21 protein-coding genes are annotated in these 22,618 nt (G+C 73.3%); 13 read left to right on the top strand and 8 right to left on the bottom strand.

All coding sequences use genetic code 11. The features are described 5' to 3' along the window. Nucleotides 1-27: 27 nt before the first annotated feature. From ACIBN2_RS04550 to hypE, 11 genes are all read left to right on the top strand, one after another. Nucleotides 28-531 (top strand): hydrogenase maturation protease, encoded by a 504-nt coding sequence (locus ACIBN2_RS04550; protein WP_399132641.1) that lies wholly within the window; start codon nucleotides 28-30, stop codon nucleotides 529-531. Continuing rightward, complete coding sequence (gene hypF, locus ACIBN2_RS04545) at nucleotides 528-2,816, top strand: carbamoyltransferase HypF (protein ID WP_399132640.1); 2,289 nt, start codon at nucleotides 528-530, stop codon at nucleotides 2,814-2,816. The genes ACIBN2_RS04550 and hypF overlap by 4 nt, the downstream gene beginning before the upstream one ends. Nucleotides 2,817-2,822: 6 nt before the next feature. Further along, the gene (locus ACIBN2_RS04540; protein ID WP_399132639.1) at nucleotides 2,823-3,080 is read left to right on the top strand and encodes a HypC/HybG/HupF family hydrogenase formation chaperone; all 258 of its coding nucleotides are present in this window, start codon (nucleotides 2,823-2,825) and stop codon (nucleotides 3,078-3,080) included. A 142-nt stretch (nucleotides 3,081-3,222) separates the two neighbouring features. Then, nucleotides 3,223-4,353: a 4Fe-4S dicluster domain-containing protein gene (locus ACIBN2_RS04535; RefSeq protein ID WP_399132638.1), complete on the top strand. Its 1,131-nt coding sequence runs from the start codon at nucleotides 3,223-3,225 to the stop codon at nucleotides 4,351-4,353. Next, nucleotides 4,353-4,835: a Crp/Fnr family transcriptional regulator gene (locus ACIBN2_RS04530; protein WP_399132637.1), complete on the top strand. Its 483-nt coding sequence runs from the start codon at nucleotides 4,353-4,355 to the stop codon at nucleotides 4,833-4,835. The genes ACIBN2_RS04535 and ACIBN2_RS04530 overlap by 1 nt, the downstream gene beginning before the upstream one ends. Further along, a complete protein-coding gene (locus ACIBN2_RS04525; RefSeq protein ID WP_399132636.1) occupies nucleotides 4,832-5,638 on the top strand; it encodes an FAD/NAD(P)-binding protein in 807 nt (268 codons plus the stop codon). Before ACIBN2_RS04530 ends, ACIBN2_RS04525 begins: the two co-directional genes overlap by 4 nt. 1 nt (nucleotide 5,639) lies before the next feature. Next, nucleotides 5,640-6,407 carry an oxidoreductase gene (locus tag ACIBN2_RS04520; protein ID WP_399132635.1) on the top strand — a complete coding sequence of 256 codons (768 nt, stop codon included), beginning with the start codon at nucleotides 5,640-5,642 and terminating at the stop codon, nucleotides 6,405-6,407. Continuing rightward, a complete protein-coding gene (locus tag ACIBN2_RS04515) occupies nucleotides 6,404-7,765 on the top strand; it encodes a Ni/Fe hydrogenase subunit alpha (RefSeq protein WP_399132634.1) in 1,362 nt (453 codons plus the stop codon). Before ACIBN2_RS04520 ends, ACIBN2_RS04515 begins: the two co-directional genes overlap by 4 nt. Further along, a complete protein-coding gene (locus ACIBN2_RS04510; protein ID WP_399132633.1) occupies nucleotides 7,758-8,378 on the top strand; it encodes a CBS domain-containing protein in 621 nt (206 codons plus the stop codon). Before ACIBN2_RS04515 ends, ACIBN2_RS04510 begins: the two co-directional genes overlap by 8 nt. After that, nucleotides 8,375-9,478 (top strand): hydrogenase formation protein HypD, encoded by a 1,104-nt coding sequence (gene hypD, locus ACIBN2_RS04505; protein ID WP_399132632.1) that lies wholly within the window; start codon nucleotides 8,375-8,377, stop codon nucleotides 9,476-9,478. Before ACIBN2_RS04510 ends, hypD begins: the two co-directional genes overlap by 4 nt. Then, nucleotides 9,475-10,509 (top strand): hydrogenase expression/formation protein HypE, encoded by a 1,035-nt coding sequence (gene hypE, locus ACIBN2_RS04500; RefSeq protein WP_399132631.1) that lies wholly within the window; start codon nucleotides 9,475-9,477, stop codon nucleotides 10,507-10,509. Before hypD ends, hypE begins: the two co-directional genes overlap by 4 nt. A 106-nt stretch (nucleotides 10,510-10,615) precedes the next feature. Here the strand turns inward: hypE and ACIBN2_RS04495 are convergent, their stop codons facing one another. Beyond that, nucleotides 10,616-11,218, bottom strand: coding sequence for a hypothetical protein (locus ACIBN2_RS04495; RefSeq protein ID WP_399132630.1), 603 nt, complete (start codon nucleotides 11,216-11,218; stop codon nucleotides 10,616-10,618). A 2-nt stretch (nucleotides 11,219-11,220) separates the two neighbouring features. Continuing rightward, complete coding sequence (locus ACIBN2_RS04490) at nucleotides 11,221-12,216, bottom strand: Acg family FMN-binding oxidoreductase (protein ID WP_399132629.1); 996 nt, start codon at nucleotides 12,214-12,216, stop codon at nucleotides 11,221-11,223. A 317-nt stretch (nucleotides 12,217-12,533) separates the two neighbouring features. Between ACIBN2_RS04490 and ACIBN2_RS04485 the strand changes: the two genes are divergently transcribed. After that, nucleotides 12,534-13,547, top strand: coding sequence for a GerMN domain-containing protein (locus ACIBN2_RS04485; protein WP_399132628.1), 1,014 nt, complete (start codon nucleotides 12,534-12,536; stop codon nucleotides 13,545-13,547). A gap of 89 nt (nucleotides 13,548-13,636) precedes the next feature. Here the strand turns inward: ACIBN2_RS04485 and ACIBN2_RS04480 are convergent, their stop codons facing one another. The 6 genes from ACIBN2_RS04480 to ACIBN2_RS04455 form a co-directional block, all read right to left on the bottom strand. Next, the gene (locus ACIBN2_RS04480) at nucleotides 13,637-13,840 is read right to left on the bottom strand and encodes a hypothetical protein (RefSeq protein WP_399132627.1); all 204 of its coding nucleotides are present in this window, start codon (nucleotides 13,838-13,840) and stop codon (nucleotides 13,637-13,639) included. Nucleotides 13,841-13,873: 33 nt separating this feature from the next. Beyond that, nucleotides 13,874-14,383: a flavodoxin domain-containing protein gene (locus ACIBN2_RS04475; RefSeq protein ID WP_399132626.1), complete on the bottom strand. Its 510-nt coding sequence runs from the start codon at nucleotides 14,381-14,383 to the stop codon at nucleotides 13,874-13,876. A gap of 16 nt (nucleotides 14,384-14,399) precedes the next feature. Next, on the bottom strand, nucleotides 14,400-15,131 hold the full coding sequence (locus ACIBN2_RS04470; protein ID WP_399132624.1) for a CBS domain-containing protein: 732 nt from the start codon (nucleotides 15,129-15,131) through the stop codon (nucleotides 14,400-14,402). Nucleotides 15,132-15,143: 12 nt separating this feature from the next. Continuing rightward, entirely contained in the window at nucleotides 15,144-17,834 is a 2,691-nt protein-coding gene (locus ACIBN2_RS04465) for a GNAT family N-acetyltransferase (protein WP_399132623.1), read from the bottom strand. Between the two features lie 133 nt (nucleotides 17,835-17,967). Then, the gene (locus ACIBN2_RS04460) at nucleotides 17,968-20,676 is read right to left on the bottom strand and encodes a cation-translocating P-type ATPase (RefSeq protein ID WP_399132622.1); all 2,709 of its coding nucleotides are present in this window, start codon (nucleotides 20,674-20,676) and stop codon (nucleotides 17,968-17,970) included. Between the two features lie 2 nt (nucleotides 20,677-20,678). Further along, on the bottom strand, nucleotides 20,679-21,437 hold the full coding sequence (locus ACIBN2_RS04455; RefSeq protein WP_399132621.1) for a universal stress protein: 759 nt from the start codon (nucleotides 21,435-21,437) through the stop codon (nucleotides 20,679-20,681). Between the two features lie 274 nt (nucleotides 21,438-21,711). On the opposite strand from ACIBN2_RS04455, the gene ACIBN2_RS04450 reads away from it, so the two are divergent. After that, entirely contained in the window at nucleotides 21,712-22,593 is an 882-nt protein-coding gene (locus ACIBN2_RS04450) for a universal stress protein (RefSeq protein ID WP_399132620.1), read from the top strand. Nucleotides 22,594-22,618: the final 25 nt, after the last annotated feature.

Below are 22,618 nucleotides of genomic sequence, written 5' to 3'. Positions count from 1 at the left end.
CGGGAGCTTCGGCGCACTGTGAGGACCATGCGGACACGGACACGGATCGCCGTCATCGGCGTCGGCAACGAGTTCCGGCGCGACGACGGCGTGGGCTGGGCCGTACTCGCCCGGCTGCGCGAGCGCGCCGCGCGACGGCCGCTGCCGCCCGGCACCGTATGGGCCACCTGCGACGGCGATCCGGGGCGGCTGATCGGGTTGTGGGAGGACGCGGATCTCGCGGTGGTCGTGGACGCGGCGCACGCGCACCCGGGCCTGCCCGGCCGGGTGCACCGCCTGGAGCTCGACGGCGGGAACCTGGCGCAGCCGCAGACGACCAGCTCGCACGGCCTCGGACTCGGCGAGGCCGTCGAACTCGCGCGTGCACTCGGCAAGTTGCCCGATCATCTCGTCGTCTACGCCGTGGAAGGCGCCGACACCTCGCTGGGCAACGGCCTCTCCCCCGCCGTCGAGGCGGCCGTCGAACCTCTCGCGCGGACCGTCGAGCGGGAGATCGCCCGGTACCGGCAGACCGCGGGGAGGCCGGCATGACCGTGCGGCGCTTCCGCGTGGACGGGATCGTCCAGGGCGTCGGCTTCCGGCCGTTCGTGTACCGCACGGCGTCGGCGCTCGGCCTGAACGGCTGGGTGGCCAACGTCAACGGTCACGTGGAGGGTGAGGTCGCCGGGCCGCAGCACGTGATCGACGACTTCGCCGTCCGCCTGCGCGCCGACGCGCCGGCCCTCGCCCGGGTGCGCCGGGTCCGGCTGACCGGCGACACCGCGCGGTCGGCGTACGGCCCGGGGTTCCAGGTACGGCACAGCGCGCCCGAGGAGGCCGACACGGCGCCGCGCGAGATCCCGCCGGACGCCGCGATCTGCGAGACCTGCCTGGCCGAGATGCGCGACCCCCGCGACCGCCGCCACCGCTACCCGTTCATCAACTGCACCGGCTGCGGGCCGCGCGCCACCATCATCGAGGACCTGCCGTACGACCGGATCCGCACCACCATGCGCCGCTTCCCGCTCTGCCCGCAGTGCGCGGCCGAGTACGCCGACCCCGCCGACCGGCGCTTTCACGCCGAACCCGTCGCCTGCCCCGTCTGCGGCCCGCAGCTCGCCTGGGAGGACCTGCGGGGCGAGGAGGCGCTGCGGGCGGCCGTCAAGACCGTCGCGGCCGGCGGGATCATCGCGCTGAAAGGTATCGGCGGCTATCAACTCGTCTGCGACGCGGGCGATGCGGACGCCGTCGCCGAACTGCGGCGGCGCAAGCACCGTCCGGTGAAGCCGTTCGCCGTCATGGTCGGCGATCTGCCGGCGGCCGCCCGGCTGGCACGGATCGGCGCCACCGAGGAAAGCGCCCTGACCTCCCTGGAACGGCCGGTGGTGCTGCTCGGGCGGCGCCGCCCGAGCGGGGTCGATCCGCTCGCCCGCGAGATCCACCCGGGCCTGACGAACGTGGGCCTGTTCCTGCCGACCACCGGCCTGCACCACCTTCTCCTCGACGAGCTGGCCCGCCCCCTCGTGGTCACCAGCGGCAACCTCGCCGACGAGCCCATCGCCGTCGACGACGCCGAGGCGCGGCGCGCTCTGGCCGGTGTCGCCGACGGCTTCCTCAGCCACGACCGGCCGGTCCGGTCCCGCTACGACGACTCCGTGGTGCAGTTCACCGGGCGGACGCGGATCACGGTCCGGCGGGCCCGCGGCCTGGCCCCCGCCCCGCTGCCGCTCGCCGTGGACACGCCGGTCACCGGTGCCGGCGCCCAGCTCAAGCACACGTTCACGCTGGCCGCCGACGGCCGGGCCCACCTCGGACCGCACCTCGGCGACCTGGCCGACGCCACGGCCCACGACGCGTTCCTGACGTCGTACGCACATCTCAAACGGCTCACCGGCATCGAACCGGAGACCGTCGCCCACGACCTGCACCCCGGCTATCTGTCCACGCAGTGGGCAAAGGCGCAGTCGCTGCGCCGGATCCCGGTGCAGCACCATCACGCGCACGTGGCCGCCTGCGCGGCCGAGCACGGGGTGCACGGGCCGTTCCTCGGCGTGGCGTACGACGGGCTCGGGCTGGGTGACGACGGCACCCTGTGGGGCGGTGAGATCCTCGTCGCCGACCTGAGCGGCTACCGCCGCGTGGGCAGGTTCGCGACCGCGCCGCTGCCCGGCGGCGACGCGGCGGTACGCCATCCCTCCCGTACGGCCCTGGGCCATCTGTTCGGCGCCGAGACGCTGGGCTCCCCGCACCCGTATCCGTGGCTCACCCGAAACTTCACCGACCGGCTCGACACGGCCGAGGTCGCCGCCGTGCGCGCCATGGTCGCGCGCGACGTCAACTGCCCGCGTGCGTCGAGTGCCGGCCGGCTCTTCGACGCGGTCGCCGCGCTGCTGGGCCTGTGCGACCATGCCGGTTACGAGGGCGAGGCGGCCGTCCTGCTCGAAGCCGCGGCCGGCGCGGAGCATGCCGTGCCGCTCGACCGACGGGTGGTGCTGGCACGTGGGTTGTGGGTGTACGACTCCACCCCGACCCTGGCGGATCTGCTGCGGCGGCGGCTGGACGGGGAGCCCGTGTCCCGTCTGGCGGCGGCCTTCCATCTGACGCTCGGGATCGTGACCGCGGAGCTCGTGGCCCGGGCCGTGGCCGAGGGCGCGCCGCGCACCGTGTGTCTCGGCGGGGGCTGCTTCGTCAACCGGCGACTGCTCACGGAGGTCAAGCGGCGGCTGCACGCGCAGGGGCTGCGGGTGCTGGTCGGCGGCCAGGTCCCCGTCGGGGACGGCGGCATCAGTTACGGGCAGGCGGCGGTGGCTGCCGCCCGGCTGGCCCAGGAGAGGTGAACGCACATGTGTCTGGGCATCCCGGGGCGGGTCGTGGAGGTCCACGACGACGCGGGTCTGCGGATGGGGACGGTGGATTTCGGCGGGGTGCGGCGTGAGGTGTGCCTCGGCTGCACGCCGGATGCGGACGTGGGGTCCTACGTGATCGTGCACGTGGGGTTCGCGATCACCGAGGTGGACGAGGCGGAGGCGCAAAGAACCCTGTCGGTTCTGCGGGCGATGGCCGGGGCGGTGGAAGGCGAACTGGGTGAGCCCCTGCCCTAGGGAGTGTCCGACAATTCCTGCCCGCGCGCCCCTGGAGGGCGCTCCTGGCCCGGTCGGCACATCCGCTGGGCCGGTTGGCCCCTGCCTTCGAGGGCCCGGTTGACCGGAGGCTGGGAGTGGACGAGCGACTAGGAGGAACGTCATGAACGTGGCCCCGGCCGTGCTCGATCGGGAAGGACTCGGTGCCCTGGTCACGGTGCTCGTGGCGGACGGGCGGACCGTCGTGGGACCGACCGTGCGCGATGGGGCGATCGTGCTGTCCGAGCTGACCTCGGCGGACGCGCTGCCGTACGGCTGGGGCGTCGAGCTCGAGGCCGGACGGTACCGGCTGGTCCACCGCGAGGACGGGGCCGCCTTCGCGCACAGCGCGGGTCCGCAGTCCTGGAAGAACTTCCTGCACCCCTCCCGGGAGATGTTGTGGAGCGCCGACCGGACGCCGGAGGGCGAGGTGTCGTTCACCGCGCACGAGCCCGAGGCGCCGTCGTACGCCTTCCTCGGTGTACGGCCCTGCGACCTGCGGGCCATCGCCATCCAGGACCGCGTACTGACCGGGGGACGGCACGAGGACGACGGCTACGGCAAGCGGCGCCGCAACGCGCTGCTGATCGCCGCCGAGTGCACCGAACCGGGTGCGACCTGCTTCTGTGTGTCGACGGGCGGCGGACCGGCCGCCGATCCCGGCTACGACCTGGCGCTGACGGAAGTGGTGGACGAGGACGGGCACCGGTTCCTGGTGCGCGTCGGCAGTGAGGAGGGTGCCCGGCTGCTGAAGCAGGTGCCGCACCGTACGGCCGACATGGTCACCGAGGCCACCGCCCGCGGCTCGGTCGACGCGGCCCGTGAACGGATGGGCCGCTCGCTGCCCCCGGTCGACCTGCGTGACCTCATGGGGGCGAGTCTGGACGCCGAGCGCTGGGACGACGTGGCCGAGCGTTGCCTGACCTGCGGCAACTGCACCATGGTCTGCCCCACCTGCTTCTGCACCACCACCGAGGAGGTCACCGACCTGACCGGTGACCACACCGAGCGATGGCAGCACTGGGACTCCTGCTTCGACCTGGACTTCTCGTATCTGCACGGAGGCTCGGTGCGCCACTCCCCCCGTAGCCGCTACCGGCAGTGGCTCACCCACAAACTCTCCACCTGGTACGACCAGTTCGGCACGTCCGGATGCGTCGGCTGCGGGCGCTGCATCGTCTGGTGCCCGGTCGGCATCGACATCACCGAGGAAGTGGCCGCGCTGGACGCCGAACGCGGAACGGAGTCGGACTGATGCCCCCCTCCATAGCGCTGCGCATGAACCACGCACTGCCCGCCGATCACCGTGAGCGGCTGCTGCGCGTCGGTCGCCAGGTCGAATTCGCGCAGGACACACGGCTGTTCGAGGAGGGTGGGCACGCGAACCGGTTCTGGATTCTCCGCAACGGCACGGCCGCCCTCGACATACACGTGCCCGGCCGCCGCTCACCGGTCGTCGAAACGCTCGGCGCCGGCGACCTGCTCGGCTGGTCGTGGCTGTACGAGCCGTACGTCTGGCAGCTCGGCGCGGTGGCCGTGACCCCTTTGCGGGCCTACGAGTTCGACGCCACCGCCGTTCGTCTGATGTGTCTGAACGACCCCGAGTTCGGACGCGCGGTGGAGCACTGGGTCGGCCGGGTGCTGGCACACCGGCTGAGCGCGGCCCGGGCCCGGCTGATGGACCTGTACGGGACCCGGGGGACGTACGGCGTCTACGAGACGAAGGACGAGCGATGAGCGTGCTGCCGGTGCCCCACCGTGTCGTCGCCCGCCGGGCGGAGACCGCGGACACGGTCACGCTCCGGTTCGAGCCGGTCGGCCCGGCGCTGCCCGAGTTCCTGCCGGGGCAGTTCGCGATGGTGCACTCCTTCGGGCGAGGCGAGATTCCCGTGTCCGTCAGCTCCATCCAGGCCACCGGCGGCCTCGCGCACACCGTTCGCTCCGTGGGCGCGGTCTCCGACGGACTCTGCGCGGCCAGGGTCGGCGAGGTCGTCGGCATCCGCGGTCCCTACGGCACCAGTTGGGAGGCGGAGCGAGGGCGAGGCCGGGACGTCGTGATCGTGGCGGGCGGCATCGGCTTCGCCCCGCTGCGGCCGCTGATCCTGGGCATGCTCGCCGAACCGGGCGCGTACGGACGCGTCAACGTGCTGATCGGGGCGCGTACCCCGAGCGACCTGATCGCCCGTGCGGAGGTGGCGAGTTGGGCCACGGCGTACACCGGGGTGACGGTGGACCGGCCCGAGGTGGACTGGCGCGGGGACGTCGGCATGGTCACCCAGCTGCTCGGGCGGGCGCAGTTCGAACCGGAGGAGACGACGGCGTTCGTGTGCGGCCCCGAGCCGATGATCCGGGCCACCGCCCGCGACCTCGTCCGGCGCGGTGTGCCCGCCGACCGCATCCAGGTCTCGCTGGAACGCAACATGCGCTGCGCGACCGGGCACTGCGGGCACTGCCAGCTCGGCCCGTTGCTGGTCTGCCAGGTGGGGCCGGTCGTGGACTGGGCACGCGCCGAACCCCTGCTCTCGGTAAGGGAGTTGTGAGATGGCAACCACGAAGACCAGGCCAAGGCTCGCGGTGTTCAAGCTGGCCTCCTGCGACGGCTGCCAGCTCACCCTGCTCGACTGCGAGGACGAACTCCTGGCGCTGGCGGGCGAGGTGGACATCTCGCACTTCCTGGAAGCGTCCAGCGCCGTGGCGCCCGGCCCCTACGACCTCTCCCTGGTCGAGGGCTCGATCACCACGCCCGGGGACGCCGAGCGCATCCGGGCCATCCGCGCCGCCTCACGGCATCTGGTGACCATCGGGGCGTGCGCGACGGCCGGCGGCATCCAGGCCCTCCGGAACTACGCGGACGTCGACGAGTTCCGGCGCACCGTCTACGCGCACCCCGAGTACATCGCCACGCTCGCCACCTCCACGCCCGTGTCCGCCCATGTGGACGTCGACTTCGAGCTGCGCGGCTGCCCCATCGACCGCCGTCAGCTCATCGAGGTGATCACCGCGTTCCTGGCGGGCCGGAAACCGGACGTGCCGAACCACAGCGTGTGCTTCGAGTGCAAGCGGCGCGGCACGGTCTGCGTCACGGTCGCCCATGGCACGCCCTGCCTCGGGCCGGTCACGCACGCCGGGTGCGGGGCGCTGTGCCCCGCCTACCACCGCGGCTGCTTCGGCTGCTTCGGCCCGTCCGGGTCGGTGAACCTGCCCGCGCTGATCCCGCTGCTGCGCCGCGACGGCCTCGACGAGGACGACGTGGAGCGATTCCTGCACACCTTCAACACCGCCGCTTTCGATGAGGAGTTGGACAAGTGACGCACCGCGGTTCCCGAGTGCTGCACGTCGGCTCGCTGTCCCGGGTCGAGGGCGAGGGTGCGCTGCGCCTGCATGTGCACGACGGCACGGTCACCGAGGCACGGCTGGAGATCTACGAACCGCCCCGCTTCTTCGAGGCGTTCCTGCGCGGCCGCTCCTACACCGAACCGCCGGACATCACGGCGCGGGTGTGCGGGATCTGCCCGGTGGCGTACCAGATGAGCGCGTGCGCGGCGATCGAGGACGCGTGCGGGGTTACCGTCGACCCGGTGATCCGGGACCTGCGCCGGCTGCTGTACTGCGGCGAGTGGATCGAGAGCCAGATCCTGCACATCTACCTGCTGCACGCGCCCGACTTCCTGGGCCGCGCGAGCGCGATCGAGCTGGCCCGCACCCACCGGGCCGAGGTGGAGCGTGGGCTGAGGCTGAAGAAGGCCGGCAACTCCCTGATGGAGCTGATCGGCGGACGGGCCGTGCATCCCGTGAACGTACGGCTGGGCGGCTTCCACCGGGCGCCCACGCGCGAGGAACTGCGGCCACTGCAGGAGCAGTTGAAGCAAGCGCTGGACGACGCATGGGAGACCGTGCGCTGGGTGGCCGGCTTCGAGTTCCCGGACGCCACCGTAGAGGCCGACCTGCTGGCGCTGGCCGAACCGGACACGTACGCCATCGAGGGCGGAACCCCGACTGTGCTGCGCCCGGACGGCTCCACCGACTCCTTCCCGGTGCGCGAATTCACCGAGCACGTCGCCGAGACCCATGTGGAGCACTCCACCGCGCTGCACTCGCGGCTGGACGGACGGCTGCATCTCACCGGCTCGCTCGCCCGCTTCGCGATCAGCGGCGCACGGCTGTCCCCCGTGGCGCAGCAGGCGGCCGTGGAGGCGGGGCTGGGCGATCCGCGCGAGGGCGCCGTGTGCCGCAATCCGTTCCGGTCGATCCTGGTGCGGGCGGTGGAGAGCGTGTACGCCGTCGCGGAGGCGCTGCGGATCATCGATGGCTATGAGCCGCCCGCCCGCCCGTACACAGAGGTTCCCCCGGCCGCGGGCGTCGGCCACGGCGCCACCGAGGCTCCCCGCGGACTGCTCTACCACCGCTACGAACTCGACGTCGACGGCATCGTGACCAATGCCCTGCTGGTGCCGCCGACGGCGCAGAACCAGGGTGCGATCGAGGACGACCTGCGCCGGCTGGCCCAGCGCGCGATCGGCGAACGCGACCCGGACGACTCCGAGTTGACGACCCTGTGCGAGCGGGCGATCCGCAACCACGACCCGTGCATCTCGTGCTCCACCCACTTCCTCGACCTGACGGTCGTCCGTACCTCGGCAGACGCTTCGGGAGGCTGCGATGTCTGAATCCCCGTACACCGTGAGCGACGTGATGACGCACACCGTCGTCGCCGTCGGCAGCAAGGCGCCCTTCAAGGAGATCGTCGAGCTGCTCGACCAGTGGAAGGTCAGCGCCGTGCCGGTCCTGGCGGGCGAGGGCCGGGTCGTGGGGGTGGTCTCCGAGGCCGATCTGATGGCCAAGGAGGAGTTCAGGGACACCGAGGAGGGTGATCCCGAAGAGCGGAGGAAGGCCGGCGCGGTGACCGCGGGCGACCTGATGAGCGCCCCCGCCGTGACCGTGCACGCCGACGCCTCGCTGGCCGAGGCCGCCCGCATCATGGCCCGCCGGCGCGTCAAGCGACTGCCCGTCGTGGACGGCGTCGGACTGCTCCAGGGCGTGGTCAGCCGCAGTGATCTGCTCAAGGTCTTCCTGCGGGACGACGCGCAGATCGCCGCGGAGATCCGCAGCAGCGTACTGAGTCAGCTTCCGATGGTCGCCCCCCTGACCGTGAGCGTGTCCGAGGGCGTGGTCACCCTGGGCGGCGTCCTGCCCGACCGGACGCTCGTGCCCGTGGTGGCGCGGGCGGTGCGGGCGGTGGAGGGGGTCGTGGACGTCCGGCTCGACCTCTCGCACCGATGAAGTACCTCGACGAGTACCGCGATCCCGTCCTCGCCCGGCGGCTCCTGGACGAGCTCGGGCAGACCGCCACCCGGCCCTGGCGGATCATGGAGGTGTGCGGCGGCCAGACCCACACCCTGGTCCGCCAAGGCATCGACGAACTGCTGCCCGCCGGGATGCGGATGATCCACGGCCCCGGCTGCCCGGTCTGCGTCACCCCGCTGGAGACCCTGGACCGGGCCATGGCGATCGCCGCCCGGCCCGGTGTGATCCTCACCAGCTTCGGCGACATGCTGCGGGTGCCCGGCACGGACACCGACCTGCTCTCGCTGCGGGCGCGCGGCGCCGACGTGCGCGTGGTGTACGCGCCGATGGACGCCGTGCGCCTGGCCGCCGAGCACCCCGACCGGGAGGTGGTCTTCCTCGCCGTCGGCTTCGAGACGACCGCCCCGGCCAACGCGACCGCCGTGCTGCACGCCGCCCGCCTCGGCCTGGCCAACTTCTCGATGCTGGTCAGCCACGTCCTCGTACCGCCCGCCATGACGGCCCTGCTCGACGACCCCGAATGCGAGGTGCAGGCATTCCTCGCGGCCGGGCATGTGTGCGCGGTGATGGGCTGGACCGAGTACGAGCCGATCGCCTCCCGCCACGGCGTCCCGATCGTGGTCACCGGCTTCGAGCCGCTGGACCTGCTGGAGGGCATCCTGATGGCCGTACGGCAGCTGGAGGACGGACGGGCCGAGGTCGAGAACCAGTACGTACGGGCCGTACGCCGGTCCGGCAACACCTCCGCCCAGGACGCCGTCCGCCGGGTCTTCCGGGTCACCGACCGGGCCTGGCGCGGTATCGGGGAGCTCCCGGACAGCGGCCTCGAACTGGCCGAGGGGTACCGGCAGTTCGATGCCGCCCGCCGCTTCGACGTGACCGGCCTGCGGCCCGTCGAGGACGCGGCGTGCATCGCGGGCGCCATCCTCACCGGAGCCAGGCTGCCCACCGACTGCACCGCGTACGGCACCCGCTGCACGCCCCGCCATCCCCTGGGCGCGCCGATGGTGTCGTCCGAGGGCACCTGCGCCGCCTTCCACGCGGCCGGACGCACTCCCGCGAGGAGCACGCCATGAGCATCGAGTGCCCGACCCCGAACCACGAGGACGAGGTCGTCCTGCTGGGCCACGGTGCCGGCGGGCGCCTCACGGCGGAGCTGCTCGAGAAGCTGGTGCTGCCCGCCGTCGGCGGCGGCACGGGCCCGCTGGAGGACGCCGCGCTGCTGCCCGCCCATCCGGAGCTGGTGATGAGCACCGACAGCTTCGTCGTCAGCCCGCTCTTCTTCCCCGGCGGGGACATCGGGTCCCTCGCCGTGCACGGCACGGTCAACGACCTCGCCATGCGCGGTGCGTGGCCGCTCGCCCTGTCCGTGTCCCTGATCGTCGAGGAGGGGCTGCCGCTCGCCGAACTGCGGTCCGTCATGGCCTCGTTGGGCAAGGCCGCCCAGGACGTGGGCGTGCCCGTGATCACCGGGGACACCAAGGTCGTCGGACGTGGTGCCGCCGACCGTCTCTTCATCAACACCACCGGCGTCGGGCAGCGGCACGACCTGCTTCGTCCTTCGGCCGCGTCGGCCCGCCCGGGGGACGTCGTCCTGCTGTCCGGGGCGATCGGTCTGCACGGCACGACCGTGCTGAGCACCCGTGAGGGGCTCGGCTTCGAGAGCGACATCGCCTCGGACAGCCGGCCGCTGCACCGGCTGGTGCGCGCTCTGGCGCCACTGGGCGAGGCGGTCCATGTGCTGCGCGATCCGACCCGGGGCGGCCTGGCGGCCGCGCTCAACGAGATCGCCCGGGACTCGTCCGTCGCCGTGGAGGTCGAGGAGAGTACCGTGCCCGTTCCGGAGGCGGTGGCCTCCGCCTGCGACCTGCTCGGCCTGGACCCGATGGTCGTCGCCAACGAAGGCTGCCTGGTGGCCTTCGTGGACCCCGGTGCGGCCGAAGCGGCGCTGGCCGCGATGCGGTCGCTTCCCGAGGGGGCGCAGGCGGTGCCGATCGGCGAGGTACTGCCGCAGGGCCCGCGGGGACGGGTCATGATGCGGACGCTGGTGGGGGCGCGGCGGATCGTGGAGATGCCGCTCGGCGAGCAACTGCCGCGTATTTGCTGACCGTTGCCCAAGGTGCCTATGTGGGGCGGGTCGGCGGGACGGGTGTGCGGGGCGCGTCGGCGGCGCCCCGTCGGCCCCGCCCCCCTGTATCAGCCGGTCTTCCGCGTCAGCCGGTCTTCCGGCCCCACTTCGGGTCGATCACGGCCCATTCCGTGTCCCACTGCTCCTGCCGCCGCCGGTCCAGCCGGCCGCGCGTGTACCAGCTGATGAGGATCACCGCCGTGCCCGCGCTCACGGCGGCCACCGCGCCCATCACGGCCCCCTGGAACTCCGCCTCGCCGGGCGTCGTGGGCTCGCGCACGAGGTTGCCCCGCGCGTCCAGCCACACCTCGGTCGTGCTGCCGCTCTTGCTTCTCGCGGAGTCGACCCGGGCGACACCGTTCCGGGTCGTACCGTCCGCCGCCTTGTAACGGACGTGGGCCCATACCTGGTTGCCGTCCATGCCGTCCATTCCGTCGACCCCGGGGGCCGGTCGCACGTCCTCGGTGACCACCGCCGGCACCTTGTGCCGGTCGGCCCTCAGCCCGTCCAGATCGCGCTCGACGGCGTGGGCGCTCAGCACGCCCGAGATGATGGCGGCGCCCAGCGCGAGAATCCCGGTGGCGAACAGCAACCAGGCCTCGACGAGGTAGCTACGGCGCCTGAGCGGGTTGCGGCGCAGCCGCCACCACCGCACCCGGCCCTGCCGTCGGCTCCTGATCCGGTTCATGGTCACCACCGCACCGGGGTGCCGTCACGGGCGAGCACCTGTACCGGTGGACGCCGGGGCATGCACCACGTCGGCCGCTGCGGCACATGTCCCAGGCGAAGGATCACCTGTGGGTGGCGGCCCGCGGTGACGTCCGTCCGCAGGCGGGCGCGCAGTGCGGGCAGCTCGAGGGGTTGCGTGTGGGAGGCGGCCATGACGTCGAGGGCCGCCGCGTGGAGCAGCATGCGCTGCAGGGCCTCCCCCGAGCGCAGCCAGTCCGGGCGGCGGTCCTGGGGGGTGGACAGGACGACGACGGTGCCGGTGCCCTTGCCGTGGCCGCGGGCGGAGACGCGGTGCCGATGGGCGCGGAACAGGTACTCGCGGCCGGCCAGCAGCGTGGCGTCCGGGTGGTGCCAGCAGGCCTCGACGGGCATCCCGTACGGACCGACGCAGTGCGCCAGCTCGGTGGCGTGCCCGATGTCCGCGCGGTGCGCGTCCTCCGCGGTGCGCACCAGCCCGGCGAGCAGGGCCAGCTGCTCCGGGTCGTCGACGATCTGGAGGGTGGCGCCCTCGGCCCGGACCTGCTCGTGCAGGTCGCCGAGGATCTCGTCCGCGACCGGCTCGGCACCGAACCGCCCCCGGTGGGTGTACCGGCGGAGCATCCCCTGGGCCAGCAGCGTCACCTCGGGGGAGCTCGGGACGTGGGCCGCGTAACCGACGCGCGCCAGGTAATGGGAGTCCCCGGGGTCCGGCAGGAGGTCGACGACGGGCCGGAAGCCGAGCTGCCGCACGGCGAGCCGCACGTTGAACAGTGCCGCTCCGCAGGCGATGACGGCCTCCCTGCCGAGCGGGTCGGTCAGCACCATCCGCCGGCCGCCGTCCAGGTGCACCTCGAAGCCGCGGTCGTGCCCCTCGTCGACGAAGCACCAGGGCTGGCTGTTGTGCGGCGAGGGCGCGAGCGAGGCGGCGCGGGCCAGGTGAAGGGCGGCGCGGCCGGGCTTGTCATAGGTGACCGACATGATGCATCCCGCCTTTCGCGAAACGTCCACCTCCAGAGTCCGCGCCGACCGCTCCCGGGCACATGGGCCGACCGACCCGTCTGCCCGGTCTCAGCGGCCCTGCCTGGGCCGATACCTGCGGGGTGCCGGCGCCGCGGCTCTGCGGACCGCGGGCCTGCGCCGGAGCCGCGGGCGTGGTGTCCGCAGGGCGGTGCCCGCGGGGCGGCCGCGCCGAAAAGCCTTGGGGGCCACGGCCGTTCGGCCCCTCGGCGCGGGCCGTGCGGCACTTCAGGCGGCGGTCGGGGAGCGGTTCGCTGGAAGTGTTGGAGGAGGTTGTCATGTCAAGCCAGCCATGGTCCGTCGCTCGCTGCCGCCGGCACCGCCACGCCGCCCTGCTCACCACGGCGCTGGCGCTCCCGGCCCTCGCCCTCACCGCCTGCGGCACGGACACCGCCGCACCCGGCACCCCGGCCGACACCGGCCGTCTCTCCGGCCCGTCCGCCGGCACAGGGACCTCGGGCGGCACCTCGGGCGCCCCCGCACCCTCGGCCGCCACACCGTCCACGTCCACGCCGCCCGTGACCACGCCCTCGGCGCCTCGGACGAGCGGGTCCGGCGGTACCGGCGGTACCGGCGCGAAGAGCATCCGCACGGCCGTCTACTTCCTGCACGGTCAGAAGGTCTCGCCCGCTCCGCGCGCCGTGACCGCACCCGCGACCGCCACCGCGGCGGTACGGGCACTGCTGGCCGGGCCCAACGGCTACGAGGCCCGGCACGGCCGCACCACCGCCGTCCCGTCCGGAACACGGCTGCGCTCACTCGTCATCCGGAACCACGTGGCCACCGTCGACCTCTCCGGCCGGTACGACGACGGAGGCGGCAGCCTGTCCATGCAGGAGCGGCTGGCTCAGGTCGTCTTCACCGTCACCCGCTTCCCCACCGTGCACAAGGTCGCCTTCGAGGTCGACGGCAAGCCGGTGCACCACTTCGGGGGCGAGGGCATCGTGCTCAACGGCCCCGTCGGCCGGGCCGACTTCGAGAACGTGTCCCCCGCCGTCCTGGTCGAATCCCCGCTGATCGGCGACGCCGTCCGCACCCCGGTGCGGGTCTGGGGCAGCGCCGACACCTTCGAGGCCGAGTTCCGGCTGAAGGTCACCGACACCACCGGGCACACCGCAGCCGACGTCCTGGTCAGGGCGACGTCGGGCACGGGCACCCGCGGCACCTTCGACGTGACCTTCCCCTACAAGGCCGCCCGCACCGGACCGGGCCTGCTCACGGCGTACTTCGTGTCGCCTGCTGACGGCCGGCCCGTGACCGTCGACACCGTGCCGCTGACCGTGAACCGCTGACACCGGCCCACGGCACGAGGACCCCGGCGCGATCATCGCGCCGGGGTCATCAACTGCGGTTCGTCCGGCCTTCCCTGGGCCTTGGCGGACTACGCCTTGGCGGCGGGAGGATGGTGGCCACGGCCCAGCCGCCGCGCCAGCAGGACCAGCGCGACGACGACCGGGATCAGCAGCGGGACCAGTGGCAGGCCGATCACCGAGGCGACCAGCCCGAGGCAGAAGATCGCCAGGATCGCGGCGGTCAGGTACAGCACCGCCTCGGCCGTCATCGTCGGGATCTGACGGAAGGTCATGATGCGCCTCCCTCCGGGGAGTTGTGCATGCGGTCAGCGGTTCTCCCGCTCCTGGATCAGTTCACCGGCGACCCGCGCCGCCCACGTCTCGATCGCGGGGAAGTCGCGGTAGTCGCCGCCCTTTCCGTTGCGCACGATCATCTTGGCGATACGCCCCTTGGCGCCCTCCTGCAGGCAGCCGCCGAAGGTGACGTGTTCACGGACGTCGAGCCGGTTCATGGCACGCCGTACGCCGGCCACGGGCGGGATGTCCTTCTCGGACGCCGAGGCGTCCAGCGGGCCGCTGCTGAAGAACCACAGCGGGCGGCCGGCGAGTGCGCGGCGGTTGCGGCGCACGAACCGGCGGGCGTCCTTGTGCCAGCGTCCGGCGTACAGTCCGCCGCCGACCACGACCGCGTCGTAGCGCGTCACGTCGTCGACGGAGCGCGCCGGGAGTGCCTCGGCGGCGAGCCCTGCCTTGGACATGACCTCGGCCACGGCCTCGGCGATCTGCGCGGTGGATCCGTTGGTCGTCCCGTAGGCGACCAGAACATTGGCGGGCATGACTGTCAGCCTCCTCTCACGTCCTGCGCAGCCAGTCGTCGGCCACGCCGTGCAGGGCCTGTGCCTGGGGCTCGATCTTGGCGTCGTCCAGCCGGAAGGTGAGCTTGTCGACCACGGCGACGACACCGTCGATCTGCCGGGTCATGGACAGGGCGATCTCCTTCTCGCTCTTGCGCTCCATGTGGCCGGTCAGCGTGACCACGCCTTCCGTCACGGAGACGCCGATGCTGCGCGGCGGCAGCCACAGTGCGCGTACCAGCACCTCCTCGATCACCTCGGTGCGAATCCTCGCGTCGGGCCGCAGGAAGACCGTCAGCAGGTCACGGCGGGTGACGATGCCCACGAGCCGGTCCGCCTCGTCGAGGACGGGCAGCCGTTCGATGCGGTGCTGGGCCATGATCCGTGCGGCGGCGACGATGGTGTCGTCCGCGTGCACCGTGATGGGCGGTTCGGTCATCAGCTGTCCGGCGGTGCGTGCCCTGGACTTCGCGGTGTGCTTCCTGGCGCCCCGTGTCAGGCCGGCCAGCCGGGACCTCTTCTTCGGCTCGAAGGGATCGGGGGTGTCCGCCTGGCGGGCCATCAGGTCGGTCTCGGAGATGACTCCGATGACCTTGTCGTCCTCGTCGACGACCGGCAGTCCGCTGATGCGGTGCTCGCCGAGCCGGCGCGCAACCTCCTTGAACGGGGTGCCGTATTCGGCGCGGACGACCTCCGTGCTCATCACGGAGCCGACCTTGTTGTGCTTCATGACTGTCCCTCCTCAGCGGAGTCGGCGCAGATACGGGTCTTGGGGCCTGCGCGGCACGAGGCGTACCCGTGCGTCCAGCACGGTGGTTCCGCCAGGGCTCGCGAGGACGGGATTGAAGTCGGCCTCGGCCAGCTGCGGCAGGTCGCTCGCCATCCGGGACAGCCGCAGCAGCAGCTGCTCGAGCTCTTCGAGGTCGACGGGGCGAGCGCCGTCCGCTCCGAACAGGAGCGGGGCGCAGCGCGGGGCCGTGATCAGGTCGTGCACGTCGTGGTCGGTGAGCGGGGCGAGCCGCGCGGCGTGATCGGCGAGCACCTCGGTGGCGGTACCGCCGAGGCCGAACAGCACGAGCGGGCCGAAGACCTGGTCCTGGACCACGCCGGCGAACAGTTCGGTGCCGCGGTCGGCGAGCGGCTGCAGGACCACTCCGGTGAGCAGCCCGGCGAAGCGGGTCTCCAGGTCCCGGAAGGCGGCGCGCACCTGGGACTCGCCTCGCAGGTCGAGGTGGACGGCGTGCTCGACGGTCTTGTGCAGCAGTCCGGGCCAGTACCCCTTCATCACCACGCGGCCGTCGGCGCCGCGCAGGCGGTCGGCGGCGAGGGCGGCGTCGTCCTCGGTCTCGGCCCAGGCCCACTGCGACTGCCGGATGCCGTAGCAGCCGAGGAGTGCGGCGCAGGAGCGCGGGTCGAGCCAGCCGCCGTCCGGGTGCGCGTCGAGGTAGGTCTCGACGACTGCGTGGGCGCGCTCCGTCTCGACGCCGTCGAGGGCGGGGACGGTCCCGGCGGGCCGGGCCAGCCAGTCGGCACGCTGGACCGCGTGGGCCAAGGCCCGTGCCGCCGCGTGCGGTTCGGCGTACGAGGGGACGGAGCCGCCGTCGGCCCTCAGCAGTTCGACCGGCAGGGCCTGTTCGAGCCGGATCACGGCGACGGGCTTGGTCCGTCGCGCGGGGGCGCGGGTGAGGGCCCGGACGAGGTCGTCGCCCGTGGCCTCGGCCACCGCCGTCGGGACGAGAGCCACCAGTACGGCGTCGACACCGCTGTGCCGCATGATCCGGTCCACGCATTCGGCGAGTTGCTCCTCCGTGACGGCGGCGCTCGCGTCGACGGGGTTGGTGACGGCGGCGCCGTCGGGCAGGACGGCGAGCAGGTCCTCGATCAGCTGCGGCGTCGGCACCGGCAGGGTCAGCCCGGCCTCGGCACAGGCGTCGGCCGCGAGGACACCGGCTCCGCCGGCGTTGGTGACGATCGCGATACGTCCGCCCGCGGGCAGCGGCTGGGAGTGCAACAGGGCCGCCGTCTCCAGGAGTTCGCCGACCGAGCGGGTGGCGGTGACGCCCGCCTGGGTGAACAGCGCGCCGCGCGTCATGGTGCGGGTGGCGGCCGCGGCGGTGTGCGAGGCGGCGGCGCGCCGGCCGGCGGCGGTGCGGCCGGCGTCGACGGTCAGCACGGGAATGCGGCGCGCCACGCGGCGGGCGGTGCGGGAGAAGGCGCGAGGGTTGCCGAACGACTCCAGGTGCAGCAGGGCCAGGCCGGTGCGGTGGTCGCTCTCCCACCACTGGAGCATGTCGTTGCCGCTGACGTCGTACTTGTCGCCCAGCGACGCGAACGTGGACACGCCGATGCCGAGCCGGGACAGCCCGTCCAGCAGGGCGATGCCGACGCCGCCGGACTGCACCGCGACACCGGCCGTGCCGGGCCGCGGGTGGGTGGCCGCGAAGGTGGCGTCCAGACGCAGCTGGGGGTCGGTGTTCGACACTCCCAGGCAGTTCGGGCCGACCATGCGCATGCCGTAGGTGCGGCAGGCGGACATGAGCGCCTGCGCCTGGTCGGCGTCGAGTCCGGCGGTGACCACGAGCAGGGCGCGCACGCCGGCCTTGCCGCACTCCTCGGCCACCGGGGCCACGCCCGCGGCGGGTACGGCGACGACGGCGAGGTCGGGAGTCCGCGGCAGGGCGCTGACCGAGGGGTGGGAGGGCACGCCGAGGATGGAGGTCGCGGCGGGGTTCACCGCGAACACGCGCCGGGTGTAGCCGCCTGCCTTCAGATGGTGCAGGATCGCCCGGCCCACCGAGCCCGGTTTGCGTCCGGCGCCGACGACGGCGACGGTCTTCGGCCGCAGCAGCGGTTCGAGGCTGGCCACGTCGGCGGCCCGGCCGCGCTCCTCCACCGCCGAGAGGTAGGTGTCGTCCTGGGTGAGTTCGATGGTGCAGCGCACCTCGGGGCCCTCGAAGCGGCGGGCGGTGTGCAGGCCGAGGTCGGCGAAGAGCCGGAGCACCTCGCGGTTCTCGCTGAGCGCGTCGGCGGTGAAGGCCGTGACGCCCTCCGCGCGCGCCGTCGAGACGAGGTGCTCGACGAGCAGCGTCCCGACACCGCGGTGGTGCAGCCCCTCGGCGACCGCGATGGACATGTCGGCCTCGGTCCCGGTGCCGCCGGTGTCGTACTCGGCGAGACCGATCACCTGGCCCGACCGTTCGGCCATCAGTGCCCGGTATCCGGGGCGGGGCGCGGCGCAGGCACGGTCGGCGGCCATCTCGGCCGAGCGCCGGCTCACGCCGAAGAACCTCAGCCGCAGGTTCTCGGGGGACATCTCCTCGTACAGTCCCTGCAGTTGATCGTGGTCGCCGGGGCCCACGGTACGGATGCACACGGTGGTGCCGTCCGCGAGCAGTGCGTGGACCGAGGGCCCACTGGGCTTGTCGTCCGTCATCGCGGATCTCCTCCAGGTGTCTGTTCTCTTCGAGCGTCCGGCGTAACGGTGCGGGGTCCCATGGGCTGACCGGCGGTGACTTGGGGGCCGGACGGCCCTCGGTCCACGGCGGTGGGCGCAGCGACCCCGCCGTTCACCGCGACTCCTGGTGAGCGGCCCGGCCGGCCACGGCCCGTACGCCGCGCACGGCCAGTTCGGCGAGGAGCACCGTGGCCGCGGTCCCCAGGCACACCAGCCACTCGGCGACGTCGAGCGGCACGGTGCCGAAGACGCCGCGCGCCCAGGGCAGGTGGACGGCGGCAATCTGCACGGCCAGCACGCCGGCCAGGCACAGCCACAGCGTCCGGTTGCGCAGCTGGTAGCGCCCCAGCAGGGGGCCGTCGTCCGCCCGGGCGACCAGGGAGTTGAACAGCTGGTACAGGACGAACGTGGTGAAGGCCATGGTCAGGGCGGTGTCCGTGCCGACGCGGGGCCGGGCCAGCGCGAGGACGGCGACGGTGCCCGCGGCCATGACCGCGCCGGCCCGGCCGATGGCGGACAGCCTGCGGGCGTCCAGGATGCGTTCGTCCGGGTCGCGCGGCGGGCGCCGCATGACGTCGTCGCGGGCGGGGTCGACGGCCAGGGCCATCGCGGGCGGACCGTCCATGATGATGTTGATCCACAGCAGCTGGGCCGCGGTCAGCGGGGCGGGGAGCCCGGCCAGTGAGGCCCCCAGCAGGGTGAGGATGGCACCGATGTTGGTGGCCAGCTGGAAGCGGACGAACTTGACGATGTTGGCGTAGATGGCGCGGCCCTCGCGGACCGCGCGCACGATCGTCGAGAAGTCGTCGTCGGTGAGGACCACGTCGGCGGCTTCCTTGGCCACGTCCGTGCCGGTGCGGCCCATGGCCACCCCGATGTGGGCGGCCCGCAGCGCCGCCGCGTCGTTCACGCCGTCGCCCGTCATGGCGACGATGTGGCCGCGGCTCGTCAGTGCCCGTACGACCGCGACCTTGTGCTCGGGCGCGACGCGGGCCAGGACGCCGATGTCGTCGATGCGCTCGGCCAGTTCGCCCTCGGGCATCCGGTCCAGCTCGGTACCCGTCACCACCTCGCCGCCGATGCCGACCTCACGGGCGACGGCCGCCGCGGTGTCGGCGTGGTCGCCGGTGATCATCTTGACGGCGACTCCCGCGGTGCGGCACACCGCCATCGCCTCGCGGGCCTGCGGCCGCGGCGGATCGGCGATGCCGGCGATCGACACCAGGGTCAGCCCCGTGAGTCCGGAACCGTCCACCCGGCCGTCCGCCACGGCCGTCGCGGCGCCGAGGACCCGTAGCCCGGAGGCGCCCAGCTTCGCCGTGACGGACAGGACCTCGCTCCTGCGCCGGTCGTCGAGCGGGCGCACGCCCTCGCCGGTGAGCACGTCCGCGCACCGGTCGAGCAGGACGTCCACCGCGCCCTTGACGTGCACGCGGGTCCGCCCGCCGGGTTCGGTGTGGAAGGTGGCCATGTACTTGGTGGCGGCGTCGAAGGGGAGTTCACCGTCGCGGGGCCGCTCGGCGCGCAGGCGATCCGCGTCCACTCCCGCCTTGGCGGCCAGCACCACCAGCGCGGCCTCGGTGGGGTCGCCGACGAAACCGTCGCCCGTCACGTGGGCGTCGTTGCACAGCGCGAAGGGCGTCACCGCGTACCGCAGTTCGCCGGAGCGGGCGGTGCCGTCGCCGATCCTGCCGTGCGTGGTGTACCCCTCGCCGGTGACGTCGTAAAGCCGGCCGGCGGTCCACAGGGACCGTACGGTCATCTCGTTGAGCGTGAGGGTGCCGGTCTTGTCGCTGCACACCACGGTCGCCGCGCCGAGCGACTCCACGGAGGCCAGGCGTTTGACGATGGCGCCGCTGCGGGCCATGCGGTACACGCCGAGCGCCAGGGTCAACGCCATGACGGCGGGCAGCCCTTCGGGAATGGCGGCGACCGCCAGGGCGACGGCGCGCAGCCCGAGGCCGGACAGCGACTCGCCGTGTGCGAGCGCCGCGACGGCGTACAGGAGGACGGCGACGCCGCTCAGCAGCGCCAACCGCCTTCCCAGACTGTCGAGTTGGATCTGGAGCGGGCTCGGTGGCTCGACGTCCGCGCGCAGCGCCTCGGCGATGGCGCCGAGTTCGGTGCGCATGCCGGTGGCCGTGACGACCATCTCGGCGCGGCCACGCGTCAACGCGGTGTTCATGAAGAGCATGCCGGTGCGCTCGGCGAGCGGCCCGGGAGCGCCGTCGCCCGGCGCGAGGGGCGCGGCGGACTTGGCGACGGGCTGCGACTCGCCGGTCAGGGCGGCCTCGGCGACCTCGACCGACCGGGCGACGAGCAGTCTCCCGTCTGCGGGCACACGGTCGCCCGCCTCCAGCAGGACGACGTCCCCGGGAACCAGGCCGTCCGCCTCCACGACCTTCTCGGTACCGGCACGGCGGACCCTGGCGGTCGGCACGAGCATCCGGCGCAGCGCCTCCAGGCTGCGCTCGGCGCGCCGCTCCTGGAGGTAGCCGAGGACCGCGTTGATCTGCAGCACGACCGTGATCACCACGGCGTCCCGGATGTCCCCGATGACCGCGGCGACGACGGCGGCGATCAGCAGGATGCCGATCAGCCAGTTGCGGAACTGGTCCAGGAACTTCAGCCACTCGGGCCGGCGAGCGGGTTCGGCCAGCCGGTTGGGCCCGTGGACGGCCGCGCGTTCGGCGACCTGCCGGGCCCCGAGTCCCGTACCGGGATCGACGGCGAAGCGGGCCGCCACCTGCGCGGGGGACGACCGGTCGATCTCCCCGTACCGCGCGGTGTGCGCGATCTCGGCCGCTGTCGGCCCGTCCACGGCTACGCCTGCCCTCCCGGGACCACGGCGACGGGGCAGTGGGCCCGGTCCACGAGGGTCCGGCCGGCCGAGCCCGGCACCATCTCCAGAGCCCTGTGGTGGGTCGCGATCACGACCAGCTGGGCTCCGGCGCTCGCCTCGACGAGCGCTCGTCCGCCACGGCGCCGGGTGCGCCGGTCCTGGACGCTCACGCCGGGGTACTTCTTCCGCAACCCGGTGAGCGGCCGTCGTACGGCATCGGCCCGCGTGCGCAGGACCAGCAGGTCCGCGCCGCGCTCCGCGGCCTCCGCGAAGGCGAATTCCGCGGCGGCGGCGCAGGTGCCGTCCGCCAGCACCACGGGGCCGTGCCGCACGGTGCGGCCGCGCACCACCAGCAACGGGCAACGCCCGTGAGACGTCAGGCGGCCCGTGACGCCGGCCGGCCGCCGGCCGTCCACCACGGTGAGCGACGCGGTGCGCGACTCGATCTCCAGCACGTGCACCGGATCGCCCATCAGAACGTCACTGGTGATCGTCACGTTCGGTGCGACTTTGCGGGCGTGCCGCTCGGCCTCGCCCAGGCTGTCGTTCACACGGTCGCGCAGTCCGGCACCGTCCGGGTCCCAGGGCGGCACGCCGGGCCGCACGCGCGCCGGTGCCCAGGCGAGGGCGTGCGCCAAATGCAGTCCCGTGCCGCGCCGTTCGGCCTCCAGCGCCGCGGTCTCCACCACGGCCAGACCAGACGGCGATCCGTCCACACCCACCACAACCGGACCGTTCATGACAGCCCTCCCGCCTCCGGCATGCTCCCGGCCTGCCTCTGTGCGAGGCACGGTCGGAGCGGCATCGTCCGGCGGGGACCGTGCCCGCCCTTGCCGGCGGGACGGCCCCCGCCTCCCTGACGCGCCCCAGCCTCCGTCCGCCCGGTTCCGGCCGCAGTGGGCCGTACGGGCCCAATGGCGCACCGTCCGGCCCTGCCTCTGCGCTCGTGCGGCGGCCAGCCTGGAGGTGGGAGGACTTTGCGCGGCAACGCCGTGCCAAGAGTGGAGGTGCGCCATGACCGGACCCGTCGTCGTCGGACTCGACGGCTCTCCCGCCAGCGTCACGGCCGCGTGGTGGGCCGCGCGCGAAGCCGTGGACCGGAAGCTGCCCGTCGTGCTGCTGCATTCCTGGACCACCCAGCCGCTCGACGTGCCCATCGCCCAGGAGGCCCTCAGCAAGCAGCGCTACGGAGGCCAGGTGCTGCAGCGGATGGAGACCGAGCTACGGCACCGGTACGCACAGCTCGACCTGACGACGGAGCTGGTCTCGGCCTCCGCCTCTCAGGCCCTGCTGGACGCGAGCGACAGCGCGTCGCTGCTGGTGCTCGGCTCCCGCGGACACGGTACGGTCAGCGGCTTCGTGCTGGGCTCCATCAGCCTGCACGTCCTCGGACTCTCCCGGTGCCCCACCGTGACCGTACGGGCGGACGACCCCACCGTGGAGACCGGCTGGGGACACCCGGCCGCGGCCGACCGGCAGGAGATCGTCGTCGGCATTCAGGAGACCGGGCCGGCCGCCGACCCGCTGCTGGAGTTCGCCTTCACCTGCGCCGACCTGCACCGGGCCCGGGTGCGCGCGGTGCGGGCGCTGCCGGTGTCGTCCCTGGTCACGCACCCGCACATCGGACACTCCAGCGAGGGATACGAGGCGGACGAACACGGCCGGCTGGCCGCCGCGCTCGCACCGTGGCGGCAGAAGTTCCCCGACATCGACGTCGTGGACCATGTCGCCCGCGGCCCCGCCGCGCAGGTGCTGCTCGACGCCTCCGCCCACGGCATGCTCACCGTCCTGGGCCGACGGCGCCACCCCTCGCCGCTCACGTGGAAGCTCGGCCCCGTCGCGCACGCGGCCCTGCACCACGCGGCGTGCCCCGTGGCCGTCGTCCCCCACGACTGAGACGCAGCGGACGAGCGAGGCACAC

The organism is Streptomyces sp. NPDC050534 (assembly GCF_044457745.1).
Classification (GTDB): Bacteria; Actinomycetota; Actinomycetes; order Streptomycetales; family Streptomycetaceae; genus Streptomyces.
This window is presented reverse-complemented; position numbering and strand designations above follow the sequence as displayed.